The organism is Nocardioides rotundus (genome assembly GCF_019931675.1).
Taxonomy (GTDB): Bacteria; Actinomycetota; Actinomycetes; order Propionibacteriales; family Nocardioidaceae; genus Nocardioides; species Nocardioides rotundus.
Map to the genome: position 1 here is coordinate 121956 of NZ_CP082922.1, position 17220 is coordinate 139175.

15 protein-coding genes and 2 pseudogenes are annotated in these 17220 nt (G+C 72.3%); 7 read left to right on the top strand and 10 right to left on the bottom strand.

Annotated features, from left to right (window positions below; genetic code table 11):
- Nucleotides 1-64: 64 nt before the first annotated feature.
- On the bottom strand, nucleotides 65-781 hold the full coding sequence (locus tag K8W59_RS00625) for a pirin family protein (RefSeq protein ID WP_223396850.1): 717 nt from the start codon (nucleotides 779-781) through the stop codon (nucleotides 65-67).
- Between the two features lie 54 nt (nucleotides 782-835).
- Here K8W59_RS00625 and K8W59_RS00630 point away from each other — a divergent pair, with 54 nt between their 5' ends.
- Entirely contained in the window at nucleotides 836-2161 is a 1326-nt protein-coding gene (locus K8W59_RS00630) for a GH1 family beta-glucosidase (RefSeq protein ID WP_223399999.1), read from the top strand.
- A gap of 9 nt (nucleotides 2162-2170) precedes the next feature.
- Here K8W59_RS00630 and K8W59_RS00635 read toward each other — a convergent pair whose 3' ends face one another.
- Together K8W59_RS00635 and K8W59_RS00640 are read right to left on the bottom strand one after the other, a co-directional pair.
- Complete coding sequence (locus tag K8W59_RS00635; protein ID WP_223396851.1) at nucleotides 2171-3331, bottom strand: nucleotide sugar dehydrogenase; 1161 nt, start codon at nucleotides 3329-3331, stop codon at nucleotides 2171-2173.
- A gap of 75 nt (nucleotides 3332-3406) precedes the next feature.
- On the bottom strand, nucleotides 3407-4567 hold the full coding sequence (locus K8W59_RS00640) for a MalY/PatB family protein (RefSeq protein WP_223396852.1): 1161 nt from the start codon (nucleotides 4565-4567) through the stop codon (nucleotides 3407-3409).
- 40 nt (nucleotides 4568-4607) lie between these two features.
- Here K8W59_RS00640 and K8W59_RS00645 point away from each other — a divergent pair, with 40 nt between their 5' ends.
- Nucleotides 4608-5765, top strand: a complete 1158-nt coding sequence (locus K8W59_RS00645) for a CaiB/BaiF CoA transferase family protein (protein WP_317846296.1) — start codon at nucleotides 4608-4610, stop codon at nucleotides 5763-5765.
- A 4-nt stretch (nucleotides 5766-5769) separates the two neighbouring features.
- Here K8W59_RS00645 and K8W59_RS00650 read toward each other — a convergent pair whose 3' ends face one another.
- Both K8W59_RS00650 and K8W59_RS00655 read right to left on the bottom strand, forming a co-directional pair.
- Nucleotides 5770-7041: an SAM-dependent methyltransferase gene (locus K8W59_RS00650; RefSeq protein WP_223396853.1), complete on the bottom strand. Its 1272-nt coding sequence runs from the start codon at nucleotides 7039-7041 to the stop codon at nucleotides 5770-5772.
- Nucleotides 7038-8414, bottom strand: coding sequence for an FAD-binding oxidoreductase (locus tag K8W59_RS00655; RefSeq protein WP_223396854.1), 1377 nt, complete (start codon nucleotides 8412-8414; stop codon nucleotides 7038-7040). Before K8W59_RS00655 ends, K8W59_RS00650 begins: the two co-directional genes overlap by 4 nt.
- A gap of 71 nt (nucleotides 8415-8485) precedes the next feature.
- Between K8W59_RS00655 and K8W59_RS00660 the strand changes: the two genes are divergently transcribed.
- A complete protein-coding gene (locus K8W59_RS00660) occupies nucleotides 8486-9217 on the top strand; it encodes a glutamine amidotransferase (protein ID WP_223396855.1) in 732 nt (243 codons plus the stop codon).
- Between the two features lie 18 nt (nucleotides 9218-9235).
- Here K8W59_RS00660 and K8W59_RS00665 read toward each other — a convergent pair whose 3' ends face one another.
- Nucleotides 9236-9433, bottom strand: a complete 198-nt coding sequence (locus K8W59_RS00665) for a CDGSH iron-sulfur domain-containing protein (protein WP_223396856.1) — start codon at nucleotides 9431-9433, stop codon at nucleotides 9236-9238.
- Nucleotides 9430-10497 (bottom strand): iron-containing redox enzyme family protein, encoded by a 1068-nt coding sequence (locus tag K8W59_RS00670; RefSeq protein WP_223396857.1) that lies wholly within the window; start codon nucleotides 10495-10497, stop codon nucleotides 9430-9432. The genes K8W59_RS00665 and K8W59_RS00670 overlap by 4 nt, the downstream gene beginning before the upstream one ends.
- A 177-nt stretch (nucleotides 10498-10674) precedes the next feature.
- On the opposite strand from K8W59_RS00670, the gene K8W59_RS00675 reads away from it, so the two are divergent.
- Together K8W59_RS00675 and K8W59_RS00680 are read left to right on the top strand one after the other, a co-directional pair.
- Nucleotides 10675-12117 carry a flavin-containing monooxygenase gene (locus K8W59_RS00675; RefSeq protein WP_223396858.1) on the top strand — a complete coding sequence of 481 codons (1443 nt, stop codon included), beginning with the start codon at nucleotides 10675-10677 and terminating at the stop codon, nucleotides 12115-12117.
- Nucleotides 12118-12696: 579 nt separating this feature from the next.
- Complete coding sequence (locus K8W59_RS00680; RefSeq protein ID WP_223396859.1) at nucleotides 12697-14025, top strand: DUF222 domain-containing protein; 1329 nt, start codon at nucleotides 12697-12699, stop codon at nucleotides 14023-14025.
- On the opposite strand, the pseudogene K8W59_RS00685 reads toward K8W59_RS00680, so the two are convergent.
- The 3 genes and pseudogenes from K8W59_RS00685 to K8W59_RS00695 form a co-directional block, all read right to left on the bottom strand.
- Nucleotides 13973-14209: pseudogene (locus K8W59_RS00685) on the bottom strand (integrase core domain-containing protein); the annotation flags it as partial. The gene K8W59_RS00680 and the pseudogene K8W59_RS00685 overlap by 53 nt on opposite strands.
- A gap of 22 nt (nucleotides 14210-14231) precedes the next feature.
- Nucleotides 14232-15341 carry an IS110 family RNA-guided transposase gene (locus K8W59_RS00690; RefSeq protein ID WP_223396521.1) on the bottom strand — a complete coding sequence of 370 codons (1110 nt, stop codon included), beginning with the start codon at nucleotides 15339-15341 and terminating at the stop codon, nucleotides 14232-14234.
- Nucleotides 15342-15573: 232 nt separating this feature from the next.
- A pseudogene (locus K8W59_RS00695) lies at nucleotides 15574-16612 on the bottom strand (IS3 family transposase); the annotation flags it as partial.
- A 23-nt stretch (nucleotides 16613-16635) separates the two neighbouring features.
- Here K8W59_RS00695 and K8W59_RS00700 point away from each other — a divergent pair.
- Together K8W59_RS00700 and K8W59_RS00705 are read left to right on the top strand one after the other, a co-directional pair.
- Complete coding sequence (locus K8W59_RS00700) at nucleotides 16636-16872, top strand: hypothetical protein (RefSeq protein ID WP_223396860.1); 237 nt, start codon at nucleotides 16636-16638, stop codon at nucleotides 16870-16872.
- A gap of 122 nt (nucleotides 16873-16994) precedes the next feature.
- Entirely contained in the window at nucleotides 16995-17177 is a 183-nt protein-coding gene (locus K8W59_RS00705) for a CsbD family protein (RefSeq protein ID WP_223396861.1), read from the top strand.
- Nucleotides 17178-17220 lie beyond the last annotated feature (43 nt).

The following is a 17220-nucleotide window of genomic DNA, read 5'->3' on the forward strand; positions in this document are numbered from 1 at the left end:
TCAACCGAGGAACCCGGCGTGGGTCGCACGGCCTCGGTGGGGCGAGGGCCGTGACAGACCAAGTCTAGGTCGCGCCGGCCGTTCCCGTCCCCGGTTCCTTGGTATCGGGAGGGAGGGTCCAGACCAGGAGCAGGGAGGATGCCGTCGCGTGCAGCGGGCCGCAGCCACCGCTCGCCCGCAGCGCGTCCCCGTCGGCCAGGGCGGCCGACCCGTCGGGGAGGGTCAGCCCGCCGCCCGCGACCAGCAGGTGGTGACGGTAGCCGTCGGGGAGCTCGAGCGCGGCCCCCTCCGGCAGGGTGCCGGCCCGCAGCTCGGCGCCCCGCACGCCGACGGGGAGGCCGCCCTGCCCGACGACCCGGACCAGCCCCTCGCCCAGCTCGGGGGCGCGCACGTGCGCCCGTGAGGGAGCCCCGCCCGGGGAGTCGGGCCGCAGCCAGGTCTGGACGAACCGGGTCGGGCCGTCGCCGGCCAGCTCGGCGTGCCGGATCCCGTCCCCCGCGGACTGGGCGAGCACGCTGCCGGGTCCCAGGATCGCCGTACCGTCGGCGTCGGTGTGGTGGAGCGCACCCTGGACCACCCAGGTGACGATCTCGATGTCGCTGTGGCCGTGGTCGGGATATCCGGCGTGCGGTGCGAGGCGGTCGTCGTTGAGGGCGATCAGCCGACCGAAGCCGAGGTTGGCGGGGTGGTAGTGGCGGCCGAAGGAGAAGGAGTGCCGGGTGTCCCGGCCGTCCTCGCGGGTGCGGAATCGTTCCGATCCGGGGTACACGACGAGGCTCATCGACATATCGTCCCCCTGTGACTGCTCTTTTCCGCTGCCCGGGGGTTCCCCCAGCTGCCTCCGGGGTTCCTCTTCGGGACGGCCACGGCGGCCTATCCCGTGGAGGGTGCGTGGGACGCCGACGGCAAGGGGCGCTCGATCTGGGACACCTTCACCCACGCCGGTGGCGGGGTGGTCGACGACGCGACCGGCGACGTGGCGAGCGACCACTACCGGCGGTGGCCCGAGGACGTGGAGATGCTGGCCGACCTCGGCACGAACAGTCACCGCTTCTCGGTCTCCTGGCCGCGGGTCCAGCCCGCCGGTCGTGGCCCGGCCAACGCCGCGGGGCTGGACCACTACGACCGGCTGGTCGACGGCCTGCTCGCCGCGGGGCAGCACCTGATGGCCACGCTCTACCACTGGGACCTCCCGCAGGCGCTGGAGGACGACGGGGGCTGGCTGAACCGCGAGACCGCGGCCCGGTTCGGGGAGTACGCCGCCCTGGTCGGCGAGCGGCTCGGCGACCGGGTCACCCACTGGATCCCCGTCCAGGAGCCCGGCATCGCCACGATGCTCGGCTACGGCATCGGCCGGCACGCCCCGGGCAAGCGGCTGTCGCTGAACGCCTTCCCTGCCGCCCACCACCTGCTGATGGCGCACGGCGCCGGTGCCGTGGCGCTGCGGAGCTCGGGGGCGCGGGGGGCGGTGGGCTGCGCGAACAGCCACGCACCGATGTGGCCGGCCTCCGACGACGACGCGGACGTCGGCGCGTCCAAGCTGCTGGACGCGATCTGGAACGCGACCTATACCGAGGCGATGCTGCTGGGGCGCTATCCCGAGGACCTGCAGCCGCTGATGGAGCTCGTCGTCCGGCCCGGGGACATGCCGCTGATCCGGCAGCCGTTGGACTTCTACGGCATCAACTACGCGACCCCGGTGCGGGTGGGTGCTCCGTCCGGGGACGCGGACCTGCCCTTCGAGCTGCTCCCCGTCCTGGGGCGGCCGACGACCGACGGGGGCTGGCCGGTCGTGCCGGAGGCGCTGCAGGAGCTGCTGCTGCTGATGCGCGCCCGCTACCGCGCCGCCCTCCCGCCGCTGGTGGTCACCCAGGTCGGCTGCGCCTACGGCACCGGGCCGGACGAGGCGGGCGTGGTCGACGACCAGGCCCGGATCGACTTCCACCGCGACCACCTGCAGGCGGTCGCGACCGTGGTGCGCCAGGGCGTGGACGTGCGCGGCTACTTCGCCTGGAGCCTGCTCGACGGCTTCGAGTGGGGCGACGGCTTCAGCCAGCGTTTCGGCCTGGTGTACGTCGACCACGCCACCCTGGCCCGCACGCCGAAGCGCTCCTTCGACTGGTTCCGCGACCTGATCGCCGCGCAGCCCCGCAACGACTGAGCCGCGACGTCAGTCGGCGCCGAAGAGGTCGCGCGTCCACACCTTGTCCGCGACCGGCGCGAGCTCGGGGACCATCCGGTTGGCCAGGATCACCTCGGCGCGCTCACTGAAGTCGCCGAGGTCCCGGCACACGGTCGCGCCGAGGAACTCCTTGCCGGCCAGGCCGGGCTCGTAGACGAGCAGGTCCACGCCGGCGTCGGAGAGCCGCTCCATGACCCCGATCACCGCCGAGGAGCGGAAGTTGTCCGACCCCGCCTTCATGGTCAGCCGGTGCACACCGACGACCCGGGGCCGGCGGGAGAGCACGTCCGCGGCGACCACGTCCATCCGCGTGGTGTTGGCCTCCACGACCGCTCGGATCAGATTCTGCGGGACCCCGGCGTAGTTCGCGAGCAGCTGCCGGGTGTCCTTGGGCAGGCAGTAGCCGCCGTACCCGAACGACGGGTTGTTGTAGTGCCCGCCGATCCGCGCGTCCAGGCCGACGCCGTCGATCACCTCGCGGCTGTCCAGGCCGTGCAGCAGGGCGTAGGAGTCGAGCTCGTTGAAGAACGCCACCCGCATCGCGAGGTAGGTGTTGGCGAACAGCTTGATCGCCTCGGCCTCGGTGGAGCCGGTGACGAGCACGGGGACGGTGTCGGTGTCGGCGCCCTTGACCAGCAGCTGCGCGAACCATCGCGCCCGGTCGGAGTCCTCGCCGACCACGATCCGCGAGGGGTGCAGGTTGTCGTGCAGCGCCCGGCCCTCGCGGAGGAACTCGGGGGAGAAGAACACGTCGTCGGCGTCCAGGGAGTCGACGTACCCCACCGGGACGGTGGACTTGATGACCATGGTCGCCTCCGGCGCCAGGCGGCGTACGTCGGCCATCACCGCCTCCACCGAGCGGGTGTCGAAGCTGTCGGTCGCGGTGTCGTAGTCGGTCGGGGTCGCGATGACCACGAACTCGGCGTCGGCGTAGGCGGACTCGGGGTCGGTGGTGAAGGTGAGGTCGAGGTCCTCCTCGGCGAGGAACCGGGCCAGGTCCGCGTCCTGGATCGGAGTGCCTCCCGAGCGCAGCTCGGCGACCCGTTCGGCGTCGACGTCGAGCCCGACCACGGTGCAGCTGCGCGCCAGGACGGCGGCGACGGAGAGCCCGACGTACCCCAGGCCGGCCACGGCGATGCGGGTGCTCATGGCATCGACGGTCCGCGCGCCGGATGTCGGGCAGGTGAACGCCGTGCGGGGGTTCGGGTGTCGGGTCGGTGGCGCTCAGGCGAGCGCGGCGGCCATCCGGCGGACGATCTCGGTGAGCCGCTCGGGAGAGGTGGCGATGTTGAGCCGGACATGACCGGGCAGGTCCGGCTGGAACAGCCGGCCGTCCTGCACCCACACCCGCGCGTGCTGCAGCGCCACGCCTGCCGGGTCGTCGTGGTAGGCGCGCAGGTCCAGCCAGGCGAGGTACGTCGCCTCCAGCGGCCGCATCCGCGCCGCGGGCAGGTGCTCGGCCAGCAGGCGCGCGAGCAGGTCCCGCTGGGCGGAGAGCCGGGCGCGGAGCGCGGTCAGCCAGGCGTCACCGTCGCGGAACGCCGCGGTCGCTGCGATCACCCCGAGCGGGGACCAGGAGTCGTTGCGGGCCATCGGCGCCGCCAGCAGCCGCCGCATGGTCGCCTCGTCCCCCGTGACGATCTGGGCGCAGCGCAGCCCCGGGGTGTTGAACGCCTTGGAGGCGGCGGTGACCGCGACGGCGTGGTCGGCGGTGCCCTCGATGCTGAGGTAGGAGACGTGCTCGTGACCGTCGAGCACGAGCGGCGCGTGGATCTCGTCGCTGACCACCCGTGCCCCGTGGCGCACGACCACGTCCCGGATCCCCTCGAGCTCGGCCCGGGTGAACACCCGGCCCCACGGGTTGTGCGGCTGGGTGAGCAGCAGCGTCTCGGCGCCCGCGGCCAGCAGCGCGTCCAGCCGGCCCAGGTCGATCTCGGCGCGCTCGGCGTCCGGGTCGAGCACCAGGTCGGCCCGCTCCCGACCGGTCACCTGGGCGATGTCGTGCTGCGGCGGGTAGCCGGGCAGCGGGAACACGACGGCGCCGGGACCGCTCAGCACGTCCAGCACGAACCGGACGCCCGCGGTCACGTCGACCACCGGGAGGACGTGCTCGGGCGCCACGAGGTGGCCGAACTGCCGCTCGGCGAACCCGGCGTACGCCTCCTGGAGCGCGCGGCCCGCGGTGCCGCCGTACCCCTCGGTCGGGAACGGCGGGTAGCCGGTCACCTGGTCCTCCACCGCCTGTCGCAGCGCGTCGTGCACGGGCGGCGCGAGGGCGTAGTCCATCTCGGCGACCCAGGCCGGGAGCACATCCGGCTCCGCGGCGCCCCACTTCAGCAGCGCCCGACGGGCCTCGTCGTCGGTGAGGTCGCGGATCTCGGCCATGGCGGCACGCTACCCGGGACGCACTGACATGATGCGCGGCATGACGGAGATCGAGCTGGGACAGGGGACCGGCCCGCTGCGCGGGGTGAAGGTCGTGGAGATCGCCGGGATCGGGCCGGGCCCGCACGCCTGCATGCTGCTCGCCGACCTGGGCGCCGACGTGATCCGGGTGGACCGGCCCGGCGGCAGCCCGCTGACCGTCGGCGGCGCGCAGGACGTGCTCACCCGCGGCCGCCCCAGCGTCGCGCTGGACCTCAAGCGACCGGAGTCGGTCGCCGCCGTGCTCGACCTGGTCGAGCAGGCCGACGTGCTCGTCGAGGGGATGCGGCCGGGGACCCTGGAGCGGCTCGGGCTGGGCCCCGACGCCTGCTGGGAGCGCAACCCGCGGCTGGTCTACGGCCGGATGACCGGGTGGGGCCAGGAGGGCCCATGGGCGAACGCCGCCGGCCACGACATGAACTACATCGCCATCACCGGCGCGCTGCACGGGTGCGGTCAGGACCCGGCGCGGCCGCACTTCCCGCTCAACCTGCTCGGCGACTTCGGCGGCGGGTCGACGTACCTCGTCATCGGCATCCTGGCCGCCCTGCTCGAGACGAAGGTGAGCGGTCGGGGGCAGGTGGTCGACGCCGCGATCGTCGACGGTACGGCGCACCTGAACGCCATGGGCGCCTCGATGTTCGGCATCGGCCTGCAGAGCGAGCGCCGCGCGTCGGGGATGCTCGACGGCGGGCTGCCCTACTACGACGTCTACGAGACCGCCGACGGCAAGCACATGTCGGTGGGCGCGCTGGAGCCGCAGTTCTACGACCAGCTGATCTCACTGCTCGGCCTGGAGGGCAAGGCTCCCGACCGCAACGACCTGGGCAACCTCGGGCAGCTGCGCGAGCTGCTCACCGCGCGCTTCAAGGAGCGCACCCAGGCCGAGTGGGCCGAGGTCTTCGACGGCACCGACGCCTGCGTGGCGCCGATCATCCCGCTGCCCGAGGCGGTCGACCACCCGCACATCGCGGGCCGCGGCACCCTGGTCGAGCGCGACGGGCTGACCCAGCCGGCACCGGCGCCGCGCTTCTCCCGCACGGCCGCGGACCTCGGCCTGCCCCCGCGCGAGCCCGGCACCGACACCCGCGCGGCCCTGGCCGCCTGGGGCGTGGACCCCGAGCCGCTGCTGGACTCCGGCGCCGCCGCCCAGGCCTGAGGCGTCAGGACCCCCAGGTCGGGCGCAGCGGATAGGCGACCTCGCCGGACGGCTCGGTCCCGACCAGCAGCACCTGGTGCAGCTCGACGTCGTCGCGGTCGAAGCCGACCCGCGAGCCCGCGAGGTAGAGCCCCCACGGGCGCGCCTGCTCCTCGCCGACCTCGGCGACACATGCCTCCCAGCTCGCCTGCAGGTTCGCCGACCAGTGCGCCAGCGTCCGGGCGTAGTGCGGGCGCAGGTTCTCCGCGTGCAGGAGCTCCCAGCCGGCGTCCTGCGCGCGGGAGATGATCGTCCCCGCCCCGGTCAGCTCGCCGTCGGGGAAGATGTAGCGGTCGATGAACGCCCCCGTCCTCACGGCCGCGTTGGTGGGCCGGGTGATGGAGTGGTTGAGCAGCCGGCCGCCGGGTCGCACCTTGCTCCGAAGGAAGGAGAAGTACGACGGGTAGCGCGCGATGCCGATGTGCTCGGTCAGCCCGATCGAGCTGACCGCGTCGAAGTCCTGCTCGAGCACGTCGCGGTAGTCCGCGTGCCGGATCTCCACCAGGTCGCCCAGCCCCGCCTCGTCCACGGCGCGCTTGCCCCACTCGGCCTGCTGCCGCGACAGGGTCACGCCGAGCGCGCGGACGCCGTACTCCCTCGCGGCGTGCAGGACCATCCCGCCCCAGCCGCTGCCGACGTCGAGCAGCCGCTGCCCGGCTCGCAGGTCGAGCTTGCGCGCGACCAGGTCGAACTTCTCCGCCTGGGCCTCCTCCAACGTGGCGGTCTCCGTCGGGAAGACCGCGCAGGTGTAGGCCATCGACGGCCCCAGCACGTGCTCGTAGAACCGGTTGGAGACGTCGTAGTGGTGCGAGATCGCGGTGGCGTCGCGCCGCAGGGAGTGCGCGACCCCGTCGAGGGTACGGCGCCACCGGGGCCGCCGCTCGATGGCCGGCGGCGCGACCGGGCGGAGCCGGTGCAGCCGCAGGTCGCGGGCGATCGCCCACGCCTCGGTGGGGCTCGGGCGGCGCATCGTGACCCGCGACTGCAGGAGCGTGAGCAGGTCGTAGGGGTCGCCCGGGTGCACGCCGTGCGCCACCAGCTCGCCGCTGACGTAGGCCCGCGCCATCCCGAGGTCGCCGGGCGCGGTGAGCAGGTAGGTCAGCCCCTTCGGCGAGCGCAGCTCCAGGGTGATCGGGCTGTCGGCCGGGCCGGCGGAGCTGCCGTCGTAGGCGGTGAACCGCACCGGCAGGTCGTGCTCGAGGAGCGACTCCAGCGCCCCCGCCACCGTCGTCGTCATCGTCCTCGCACCACCTTGTCGTAGAGGGCGGTCAGTCTGCCGCCCGGGTCGTAGCGCTCCCGGACCGCCGCGAGGTTGGGTCCGTCGTAGAGCGCGTCGAAGGTCTCCACGTCATAGAAAGCCTCGGAGTACAGCGACTTATGCCCGCCGAGCTCGTCGACCTTCGCCTCGATCGCCCGGTTGACCGGTGCATCCGGCGCCTCCGGGCCGACCGGGACGGTGCCCCAGAAGCCGGCGTTGACGTAGGTCGTCCCGGCCGCGAGGGGGTACGACGCCCACGGGCGCTCGCCGTGGGTGGTGTCGCGCAGCCGCAGCGGGCACAGCCACACCGGCCGCATCCCGACCTCGGCGTCGAACCAGGCGAGGAAGTCGCCCAGTCGGTCCGCGGGCACCTCGACGTCCTGGATCACCCGCTCCCGCCGGGGCCGCCCGGCCCGGGCGTCGAGCCGGTCGACGACTCCGTAGCGGCGGTCCAGCCCGACCAGCCGGTGGTAGACGTCCGAGCGCCGCCACCGGGCCGGCCAGAGCCGTCGGACGGTCGGGTTCTGCGCGCCGAACGCGGCCGAGCACCAGAACCAGTCGGTGTCCCAGCGCCACAGGTAGTCGCGGATCGTGAGCCGGTCGGAGGTGCGCTCCTGGACCGATCGGTAGTAGACCTGCTGGCCGGTGTAGTCCGAGACCCGCCCGGGCTCGTCGGTCCAGCGGGCCAGGGTCAGCCGCAGGTCGCCGGGGGCGAAGGCGACCCCGTCGACGGCGTCCACGCGGAGGCCGTCGTACTCCCCGGTCGCGGCGACCTCCTCCACCGCGCGCGTCAGGTCGTCGGCGTCAGCGCAGGCGACGTGGCGAAGTGCGACGTACGGCGGCACCGGCTCGAGCTCGATCCGCAGCCGCAGCGCGTAGCCCAGGGAGCCGTAGGAGTTGGGGAACGCGCGGAACAGGTCGGCGTGCTCGCCGTCCGGCGTGCAGGTGACGATCTCGCCGGAGCCGGTGAGGACGTCCATCTCCAGCACCGACTCGTGCGGCAGTCCGTTGCGGAGGCTGGTGGACTCGATGCCGAGCCCGGCGACCGCGCCGCCGAGGGTGATCGACTTCAGCTGGGGGACCACGGGCGGGATCAGGCCGTGGGCCAGGGTCGCGTCGACCAGGGTCTCGTAGGTGCACATGCCCTGCACGTCGGCGGTCCGCGCCACCGGGTCGATCGCGAGCACCCCGCTCAGGCCGCTGGTGTCCAGGGTGGTCGTCGCAGCCGCGCGCGGGCGGAACAGGTTCGACGTGCGCTTGCCCAGCCGCACCGGCGCGTCGGCGGGCAGCCGGCGGAACGCCGCGGCGAGCTCGGCGGCCGCGGGGTCCGGGGCGACGGAGGGCAGGCTCATCGGTTCCGACGATAGCCCTGTCCGCGACCGGGTCGCGCGCGCCTTTCTCGCCTCGTCCTACGCTCCTCCCCGTGAAGCCGTTCCTGTTCCTCGGGACCCGCGCGGAGGACGACGCCGCCGACGGGGAGTACGACGCCGTCCTGCGCTTCTCCGGCCTCGCCGAGGGCGACCTGCGGCGGATCCGTCTGGAGCGGGATGCGCTGCACGACGTGGAGCTCGACGGGCTCTCCGGCATCATCCTGGGCGGCGGGCCGTTCAACATCTCCGATGCCGAGGCGTCCAAGTCGCCGGTCCAGCTGCGGGTCGAGGCCGACCTGCGGGCGCTGGCCGAGCGGGTGCTGGACTCCGACTTCCCGTTCCTGGGCGCGTGCTACGGCATCGGCACCATCGGGTCGCTGCGCGGCGGCGAGGTGGACCGCACGTACGGCGAGCCCATCGGCGCGGTCCCGGTGACCCTCACCGACGCCGGGCGCGAGGACCCGCTGTTCGGCGTACTCCCGGAGCGCTTCGACGCCTTCCTCGGGCACAAGGAGGCGGTGCGTCACCTGCCCGCCGGGGCTGTGCTGCTGGCGCGCGGGCGCGCCTGCCCGGTGCAGGGCTTCCGGCTGGGGCGCAACGTCTACGCCACGCAGTTCCACCCCGAGCTCGACGTCGAGCAGCTGGTGCTGCGAATCACCGTCTACCGCGAGCACGGCTACTTCCATCCCCACGAGTACGACGGCCTCGTCGCGGCCGCGCGGGCGGCGACGGTCAGCGAGCCGCCGCACCTGTTGTCCCGGTTCGTCGAGCTCTACGCCCGCTGAGTCCGATCTCGGGAGAGGTCAGGACCGGCGCAGGTGCTTGTGCGAGCCGTCGCACCACGGCTGGAGTGCCGAGCCGCCGCACCGGCAGATCGCCACGACCGGGCGGGTGACCGGGTGCTCGACCCCGTCGCCGTCGGTCCACACCCGGGCGCCCCGGACCAGGAGCGGCCCGTCGTCGCAGGGCTCCCAGACCACCTCGGGCTCGCGCTCGGTCACGCGGCCACCGGCTGGGTCAGGGGGCTGGTCAGGCAGCTCTCGCCGGACTTCCAGGCGCTCAGCTGACGGCGGGCGACCGCGTTGTCGAGGTGGATCCCGCCGACGACGCCGAGGGCGACGCTCGACAGCAGGCTCGGCTCGTCGGCCAGCAGCCCGCCCAGCATGTGCCGCAGCGCGACCTGCTCGTGCACCGCGTCCGCCTCGACGTGCTCGAGGAAGTACGCCCGGACGTCCTCGCCGAACCCGAGTCGGGCCGCGCCGCGGTCGTAGTCGCGGTTCGGCTGGCAGCTGGAGGACTCATACATCGCCAGGTGGCCGACGCTGGCCCCGCGCAGCGAGCGCCGGAGCCCGCACGTCGACATGAAGTTGGACGCGGCCAGCACCTCGGCCGGAACGTGGGCGACGTAGTGGCCGTAGTCGGCGCTCAGCCCGGAGCCGGTCAGGGTGTCGGCGAACAAGGTGGCGTGCTTGCGCTCGGGGCGGCCGGTGCCGTACTCGTCGTACTGGATGTCCAGCAGCGCCGACTGGGCCCGGCCGTGCAGTCGCGGGATCGCCCAGGAGTGCGGGTCGGCCTCCTTGAGCTGGTAGACCGAGCGGCAGGCGAGGAACTCGCGCCACTGCTCGATGTCGGCGGTGCGGCGGATGAAGCGGGCCAGCGCCGGGCCGGGCTGCTGCTCGAAGGCGTCGTCGACGGCCGCGGCGGGACCTTCGCGCACGAGCCGTCGCTGGAACCGCTCGATCGGCTGGGCCAGACGACGGCGCAGGGACTCCAGCAGGCTGTCCTCGAGGTGGCGTCGGGCGGAGAGCAGGCGCGGGTCCCACTCCCAGTCCGCGTCCACCCCGGCGAACCCGCGGTAGTGCAGCTCGAAGAGCACCCACAGGGCGAGCTGGACGTCCTCGACCGCCTCCGGCGCGGTGAGCTCGCCGGACGCGCCAGCGAGCGCGACCAGCAGGTCGGCGTCGGAGGCGCTCAGTTGGTCGGGGCGGCGCCGGAGCGCGTCGACGAGCAGGCCGGAGAGCGGCCCGCGGGAGGGCGGGAGCGCAGGAGTGAACGAGTGGTTCATGAGAGTTCCTTCTGGTCCGCGAAGAGGATGAACGGCGGTCGACACCCCCGTCTTAGGAGAAGGTGCCACTGACCGAAGGTCTGCCTCAACGCCCCCAAGTGTGTGACTCGGACGTGGGTGTGTGAGCCACGACGCACTTCCTCCGAGTGAGTGCGACATCGGGTTACAGTTACTTTCATGAGCGAGCACGTGGACGTCCTGATCATCGGCGCCGGACTCTCCGGCATCGGCGCGGCCGCGCAACTGAGCCGCGAGCATCCGGGGAGGTCCTATCTCGTGCTGGAGTCGCGTGCGGCGTCCGGCGGCACCTGGGACCTGTTCCGCTACCCGGGGGTGCGCTCGGACAGCGACATGTACACCCTGGGCTACCGCTTCAAGCCGTGGACGGGGGAGAAGTCCCTCGCCGACGGGGGCGCGATCCTGGACTACGTGCGCGAGACGGCGCGGGAGTACGCCGTGGACCAGCGGATCCTCTTCGAGCACCGGGTCGTGCGCGCGGAGTGGGACAGCGATACCGCCCGCTGGACGGTGACCGCCGAGACCCCCGACGGCACCCGCGAGCTCACCGCCGACTTCCTCTGGGCGTGCTCGGGCTACTACGACTACGAGCAGGGCTTCACTCCGACCTTCGCCGACCAGGAGAGCTTCGCCGGCGAGGTCATCCACCCCCAGCACTGGCCCGAGGGCTTCGACCCCACCGGCAAGAGGGTCGTGGTGATCGGCTCCGGCGCGACCGCGGTGACGCTGGTGCCCGCACTGGCCAAGGGCGGCGCCGAGCAGGTGACCATGCTGCAGCGCTCCCCGACGTACATCCTCTCCCTCCCGGCCGTGGACAAGATCGCCTCCTGGTTGCGCCGGCGACTGCCGGAGAAGGCGGCCTACCGGGTTGTGCGGTGGAAGAACATCGGCGCCGCGACCGCGCTCTATCAGTTCTGCCAGGCCCAGCCGCGGCTCGCGCGGCGGCTGATCCGCGGCGAGAACCTCAAGCGGCTGCCCGCGTCCGTCGACGTGGACACCCACTTCAAGCCGCGCTACGACCCGTGGGACCAGCGGCTGTGCCTGGTCCCCGACTCCGACCTCTTCAAGGAGCTGCGCTCCGGTCGGGCCGAGGTCGTCACCGACACCATCGAGCGGTTCACCCCCGCCGGCCTGCGCCTGGGCTCCGGGCGCGAGCTCGAGGCCGACGTCGTGGTCACCGCCACCGGGCTCAACCTGAAGGCCTTCGGTGGCGCTGAGTTCGTCGTCGACGGGGACAAGGTCGACCTCAGCGACAGCATCTCCTACCGGGCGCTGATGCTCTCCGGGCTGCCGAACTTCGCCTTCACCATCGGCTACACCAACGCGTCCTGGACGCTCAAGGCCGACCTGGTCGCGGAGTACGTCTGCCGGCTGCTCGCGCACATGGACGCCCACGGCTACCGCGCCGTCGTCCCCGTCCCGCCCGAGGGGCTCGGCCGCGAGCCGTTCATGGACTTCAGCGCCGGGTACGTGCTCCGCTCCATCGACGACCTGCCGCGCCAGGGCGACAAGGAGCCCTGGCGGCTGCGGCAGAACTACCTGCACGACGTCCGCACCATCCGGCGCTCCCGGATCGACGACGCCGCCCTGGCGTTCAGCTGAGGCCCGGGGGCCTTCGCTGGTCGAGCGGGCCTTCGCTGGTCGAGCGGTCCTTCGCTGGTCGAGCCCGTCGAGACCACCGCGGCTCTCGCTGGTCGAGCCCGTCGAGACCACCCCGGCTCTCGCTGGTCGAGCCTGTCGAGACCCGGCCCGGCTTTCGCTGGTCGAGCCCGTCGAGACCACCCCGGCTCTCGCTGGTCGAGCCCGTCGAGACCCGCGCTGGCTCTCGTGGGTCGTGCGGGCCTTCGGTGGTCGAGCCCGTCGAGACCACCCCGGCTCTCGGTGGTCGTGCGGGCCTTCGCTGGTCGAGCCCGTCGAGACCACCCCGGCTCTCGGTGGTCGTGCGGGCCTTCGGTGGTCGAGCCTGTCGAGACCATGCCCGGCTCTCGCTGGTCGAGCCGGTCGAGACCACCCCGGCCTTCGCTGGTCGAGCCCGTCGAGACCACACCCCGGCTCTCGGTGGTCGAGCCCGTCGAGACCCGGCCCGGCTTTCGCTGGTCGAGCTTGTCGAGGCCAAGGTCGTTGTCCACAGGGACGAAGGTCGGGTGTCTACTGTCGGTCGAGCGGAGTAGAATCGTATCTATGATCGAACGTCTCGCAGAGCTCGTCTCCCTGTCCGCGGCGCCGGGTGAGCGGCTGTGCGCGGGGACGGTGGGAGCGTGGGCGGCCGAGCTGTCCGCGGCGGTCGCCGCGGCGACCGACGAGGGTCCCGACGGTCCCGAGGAGGCGGGGTCGGGGCTGGACCCGGCCGGGATGGTGGATGCGATCCGGGCGTTGGAGGAGCTGTCGTGTGTGGTCACCGCGGCACAGGCGGCGCTCTCGGCGGAGCTGGACACACAGACCCGGGCCGCGCGGGCCGCGGCCGGAGTGCCCGCGGCCGCGCAGGGCCGGGGGATCGGGCATCAGGTCGCGCACGCCCGGAGGGTCTCCCCGCACCGCGGGGCCCGGCATCTGGGGCTCGCGCTGATCGTGCAGCGCGAGCTGCCCCACACGTGGGCGGCGTGGCGTGCCGGGCGGATCACCGAGTGGAAGGCGACCTTGATCGCGCGGGAGACCGCGTGCCTGTCCCTGGCCGACCGGGTGGCGGTGGACGCCCAGATCGCCGCCGACCCGTGCTGGCTCCAGGAGCGGGGCGATCGGGAGCTGGCCGGGCTGGTGCGGGCCGCGGCCGAGCAGGCCGACCCCGCGGCCGCGGTCGCGCGCCGCCGCAACGCCGAGGCCGACCGGCATGCCTCGATCCGGCCGGCACCGGACACCATGGTGTGGTTCACCGCCCTGCTGCCGGTCAAGGCCGGGGTCGCGCTGTGGGCCACCCTGACCCGGGCCGCGGACGCTGCCCGCGCGGCCGGTGACCCCCGCACCCGGGGGCAGGTCATCACCGACACCCTGGTGGACACCGTCACCACCCACGCCGTCGCCCCCACCTCGTCCACGAGCTGGCACGACCAGCCCACCAGCCCCTCCACCGACGCGGGCGCCCCGGTAGGTCCGGGGGTGCAGTTGGGGCTGGTGATGACCGATGCCGCGCTGTTCGGCACCAGCGAAGACCCCGCGCACCTGGAGGGCTACGGCCCGATCCCGGCCGAGCTCGCCCGGGAGATCACCGCCGACGCGCTCACCGAAGGGGAGAAGGTGTGGGTACGGCGGCTCTACACCCACCCGGTCACCGGAGAGCTGGCCGCGGCCGAGACCCGCTCGCGCCGGTTCCGCGCCAGCCTGGCCCGGTTCATCCGGCTCCGGGACCGCACCTGCCGCACCCCCTGGTGCGACGCCCCGGTCCGCCACCTCGACCACGCCACCGACCACGCCTCGGGCGGCCCGACCAGCGCCACCAACGGGCAGGTGAACCGCCCCGGGTTCAGTGGAGGCTCGGTTCTGACATTTCGAGGGTCTCAGACTCGTGCTGCGTGAGGTAGTAGGTGGCTTCGGCCTCGGCCGGTGGGATGTTGCCGAGCGCCTCGAAGAGGCGCCGGTTGTTGAACCAGTCGACCCACTCCAGTGTGGCGATCTCGACGTCGTCGAGGTTCCGCCACGGACCGCGCCGTCTGATGACTTCGGTCTTGAACAGGCCGATGATCGATTCGGCCATGGCGTTGACGCCCCTATAGGTCAAGACTTCATTGTGGCGCCTCGCCCCGGCGGGCGCGGTGGTCGGTCATCACGGCTTGGTACACCTCGCGGGCGAGGTAACGCTTGAGGCACCGGATGATGTCGCGTTTAGACAGCCCCTCGGCAGTGCGTCGGGCGACGTAATCGATGGTCGGCTGATGGAACCTCATCCGGACGATCACAGCTCGGTAGAGGGCGGCGTTCGCTTCGCGGTGACCGGCTCGTGAGAGCCGGTGCCGGTTCGTCATGCCTGATGAGGCAGGGACCGGACTGGTGCCGCAAAGCTTGGCAAACGCGGCTTCGGAGTGAACGCGTTCTGGGTTGTCGCCGAAGACGATGAGGACCTCGGCGGCGGTGTCGGCGCCGATGCCCAGTCCTTCACGCAGGGTGGGTGCGTGGGCGCGGGTGAGGTCGTCGAGGATCGTGTCGTGCTCGCGGATTTCGGCGTCCAGCGTTTGGTAGCGCTTCGCGAGCGTCCGTAGCGCGTGCTTCGCACTCGCGGTCGGTGAGGTCACCGCTCCCGGACGCAACGAGGCGCACCGGTTGATGAGGACCTTGTCGGATGTCCCGGCGAGGTGCTCGCGCAGGTCCGCGGGCGCGGTGACGATCAGCGCCTTGAGCGTGATCATCGCGCTGGTCCTGGCCTTCCGCGCGGTGTCCCGGGCGATCTTGATCTGTCGGATCATCTCGGCGGTGCCGTCGGCGGACTTCGGGATCGCCGTCGCTTGGCCGCCGAGTACTGCACGCGCGGCGGCCTCGGCGTCGAGGGTGTCGCTCTTGCCGTTGCTGCGACGGCCGCGCCGGTCACCGCGGTTGACCTCGATGACGCGGTGGCCGGTGCGGCGCAGGAAACTGGCCAGGCCGACTCCGTAGCTGCCGGTGCCCTCGACGCCGTAAGCGATCACGCGACCGTTGCCGGCCAACGAGGCGGCCCAAGCCTCGAGTTGCGCGTATCCCTCGCGGTTCGCCGCGACATGCTGCGCAGCGAGCCGTGCGCCGAGGTGGTCCAAGGCGACCGCGACGTGGGCGTACTTGTGGGTGTCGACACCGATGATGATCTGCCGACTCGTGACGTCGGCGGCTACCTGCTCGGCGGGTTCGACGGTCATGCTGGTCATGGCTGCCCTCCTGATCTGCTGGGTGGTCGGAGCCAGCTGGTCGGGCGGGTAGGACAGGACTGTGATGGGTCAGGTTTGGCGATCAGGCCCCTATTCGGTCACCGCCCTCCCGGCCAGCCGGCGTGTGCGTTGATCGCCACCTGGCCGGCGCCGACAGATCAACGCCAAGGCACCGCGGCCAGTCGTAAGCAAGGGTCAGACCCCGGCCAGGCAGCCCCTGATTCTTCTCACAGTCGTAGGAGTCCCCGACCGACCCGATCGAGGGCTTCGCGCCGGCCTCGGCGAGCCGCTCGGTGTAGCGGATCGAGGTGTACTGGCTGCCCGCGTCCGAGTGATGCACCAGCCCCTGGATGGAGTGGCCTTCGCGCTGGCGTTGCCAGATCCCCATCTCGAGGGCGTCCAGCACCAGGTCGGTGCTCATCGACCGGGACACCCGCCAGCCGGTGATCACCCGGGCGAAGACGTCGACACAGAAGGCGACGTAGACGAACCCCGACCAGGTCGCCACGTAGGTGAAGTCCACAACCCACAGCTCGTTGGGACGAACAGCCACGAACTGCCGCTCGACCAGGTCCTCCGGCCGCGGCGCAGCGGGGTCGGGGGGGTGGTGCGCCTGCTGGCGCCCCGGACCGCTCCGGCCAGGCCATCGGCAGCCATCAGCCGCTCCACGGTGCAGCGGGCGACCTCGATGCCCTCGCGGTTGAGCTGACGCCACACCTTGCGGGCCCCATAGACCCCGTAGTTCGACTCATGAACCCGGCGGATCTCGATGATCAGCTCCGCATCCCGAACCGCCCGGGCCGACGCGGGTCGCTTCGCGTGAGCCCAGTAGGTCGCCGGGGCGATCTTGCAGCCGTGCTCGGACAGCACCCTGCAGATCGGCTCGACCCCGAACTCCCTGCCATCGACCCTGTCGTGGCGGTGCTCGTCGATGAACCTCACGAGCGTGGCGATGGGCGGTCGAGCTCCGCCGCGAAGAAAGCCGAGGCGGTCTTCAAGATCGCGTTCGCCCGCCGCAGCTCACGGTTCTCGGCCTCCAGCTCCTTGAGCCGGCGCTGCTGGTCGGTCGACAGGCCTGGCTTGGTCCCGGCATCGATCTGGGCCTGCTTGACCCAGCCCCGCAACGTGTCGCGGTTGATGCCCAGCTGCTCCGACACCCGGCTGCACGCGCCGGTGACCGAGAGCTCGAGGTCGGGATCGGCAAGCAGATCCTCGACCAAACGAATCGCCCGATCACGAAGCTCGACCGGGTACTTCTTCGGTGCTGGCATGACTCCACCCTTCCGTGGGATCAATGCCTCCACCAGACCCGGGGCGGTTCAAGGGCATGTGCGAGGCCTGCAACCTGGCCAAGCAGGCCCCCGACTGGCACACCACCCCCGCACCCGGACCGCACGGCACCCACGGCATCGCCACCACCCTGCCCACCGGGCACCACTACCTCACCCGACCCCCACCCCTGACCGACCCGAAGGGGCCCGGACCCCGACAGCAACCCTCCCTCAGGGTCGACTTCGTCCTCACCGGCTGACGCACCTCGGAGCCGCTCGTCCAGAACCGCGCACAGACTGCATCCCTGCGGGTGATCTTTGGACGAGGTCCGCATGCTTGACTGTGAATTGTTCGTTCAGCGAGCCGCTAAGGAGACCTGACATGGGTATTGGTGACAAGGCGAAGAACAAGTTCGAGGAGGCCTCGGGCCGGGCCAAGGAGTCCACCGGCGCCGCCACGGGCAACGACGAGCTGAAGAACGAGGGTCGAGCCGAGCAGGGCGAGTCCAAGGTCAAGCAGGTCGGTGAGAACCTCAAGGACGCGGCGAAGAACCTCAAGCGCTGACGTCCCCCTCGATCACACCGAGGGGCCCCGCCTGGCAGGAGCG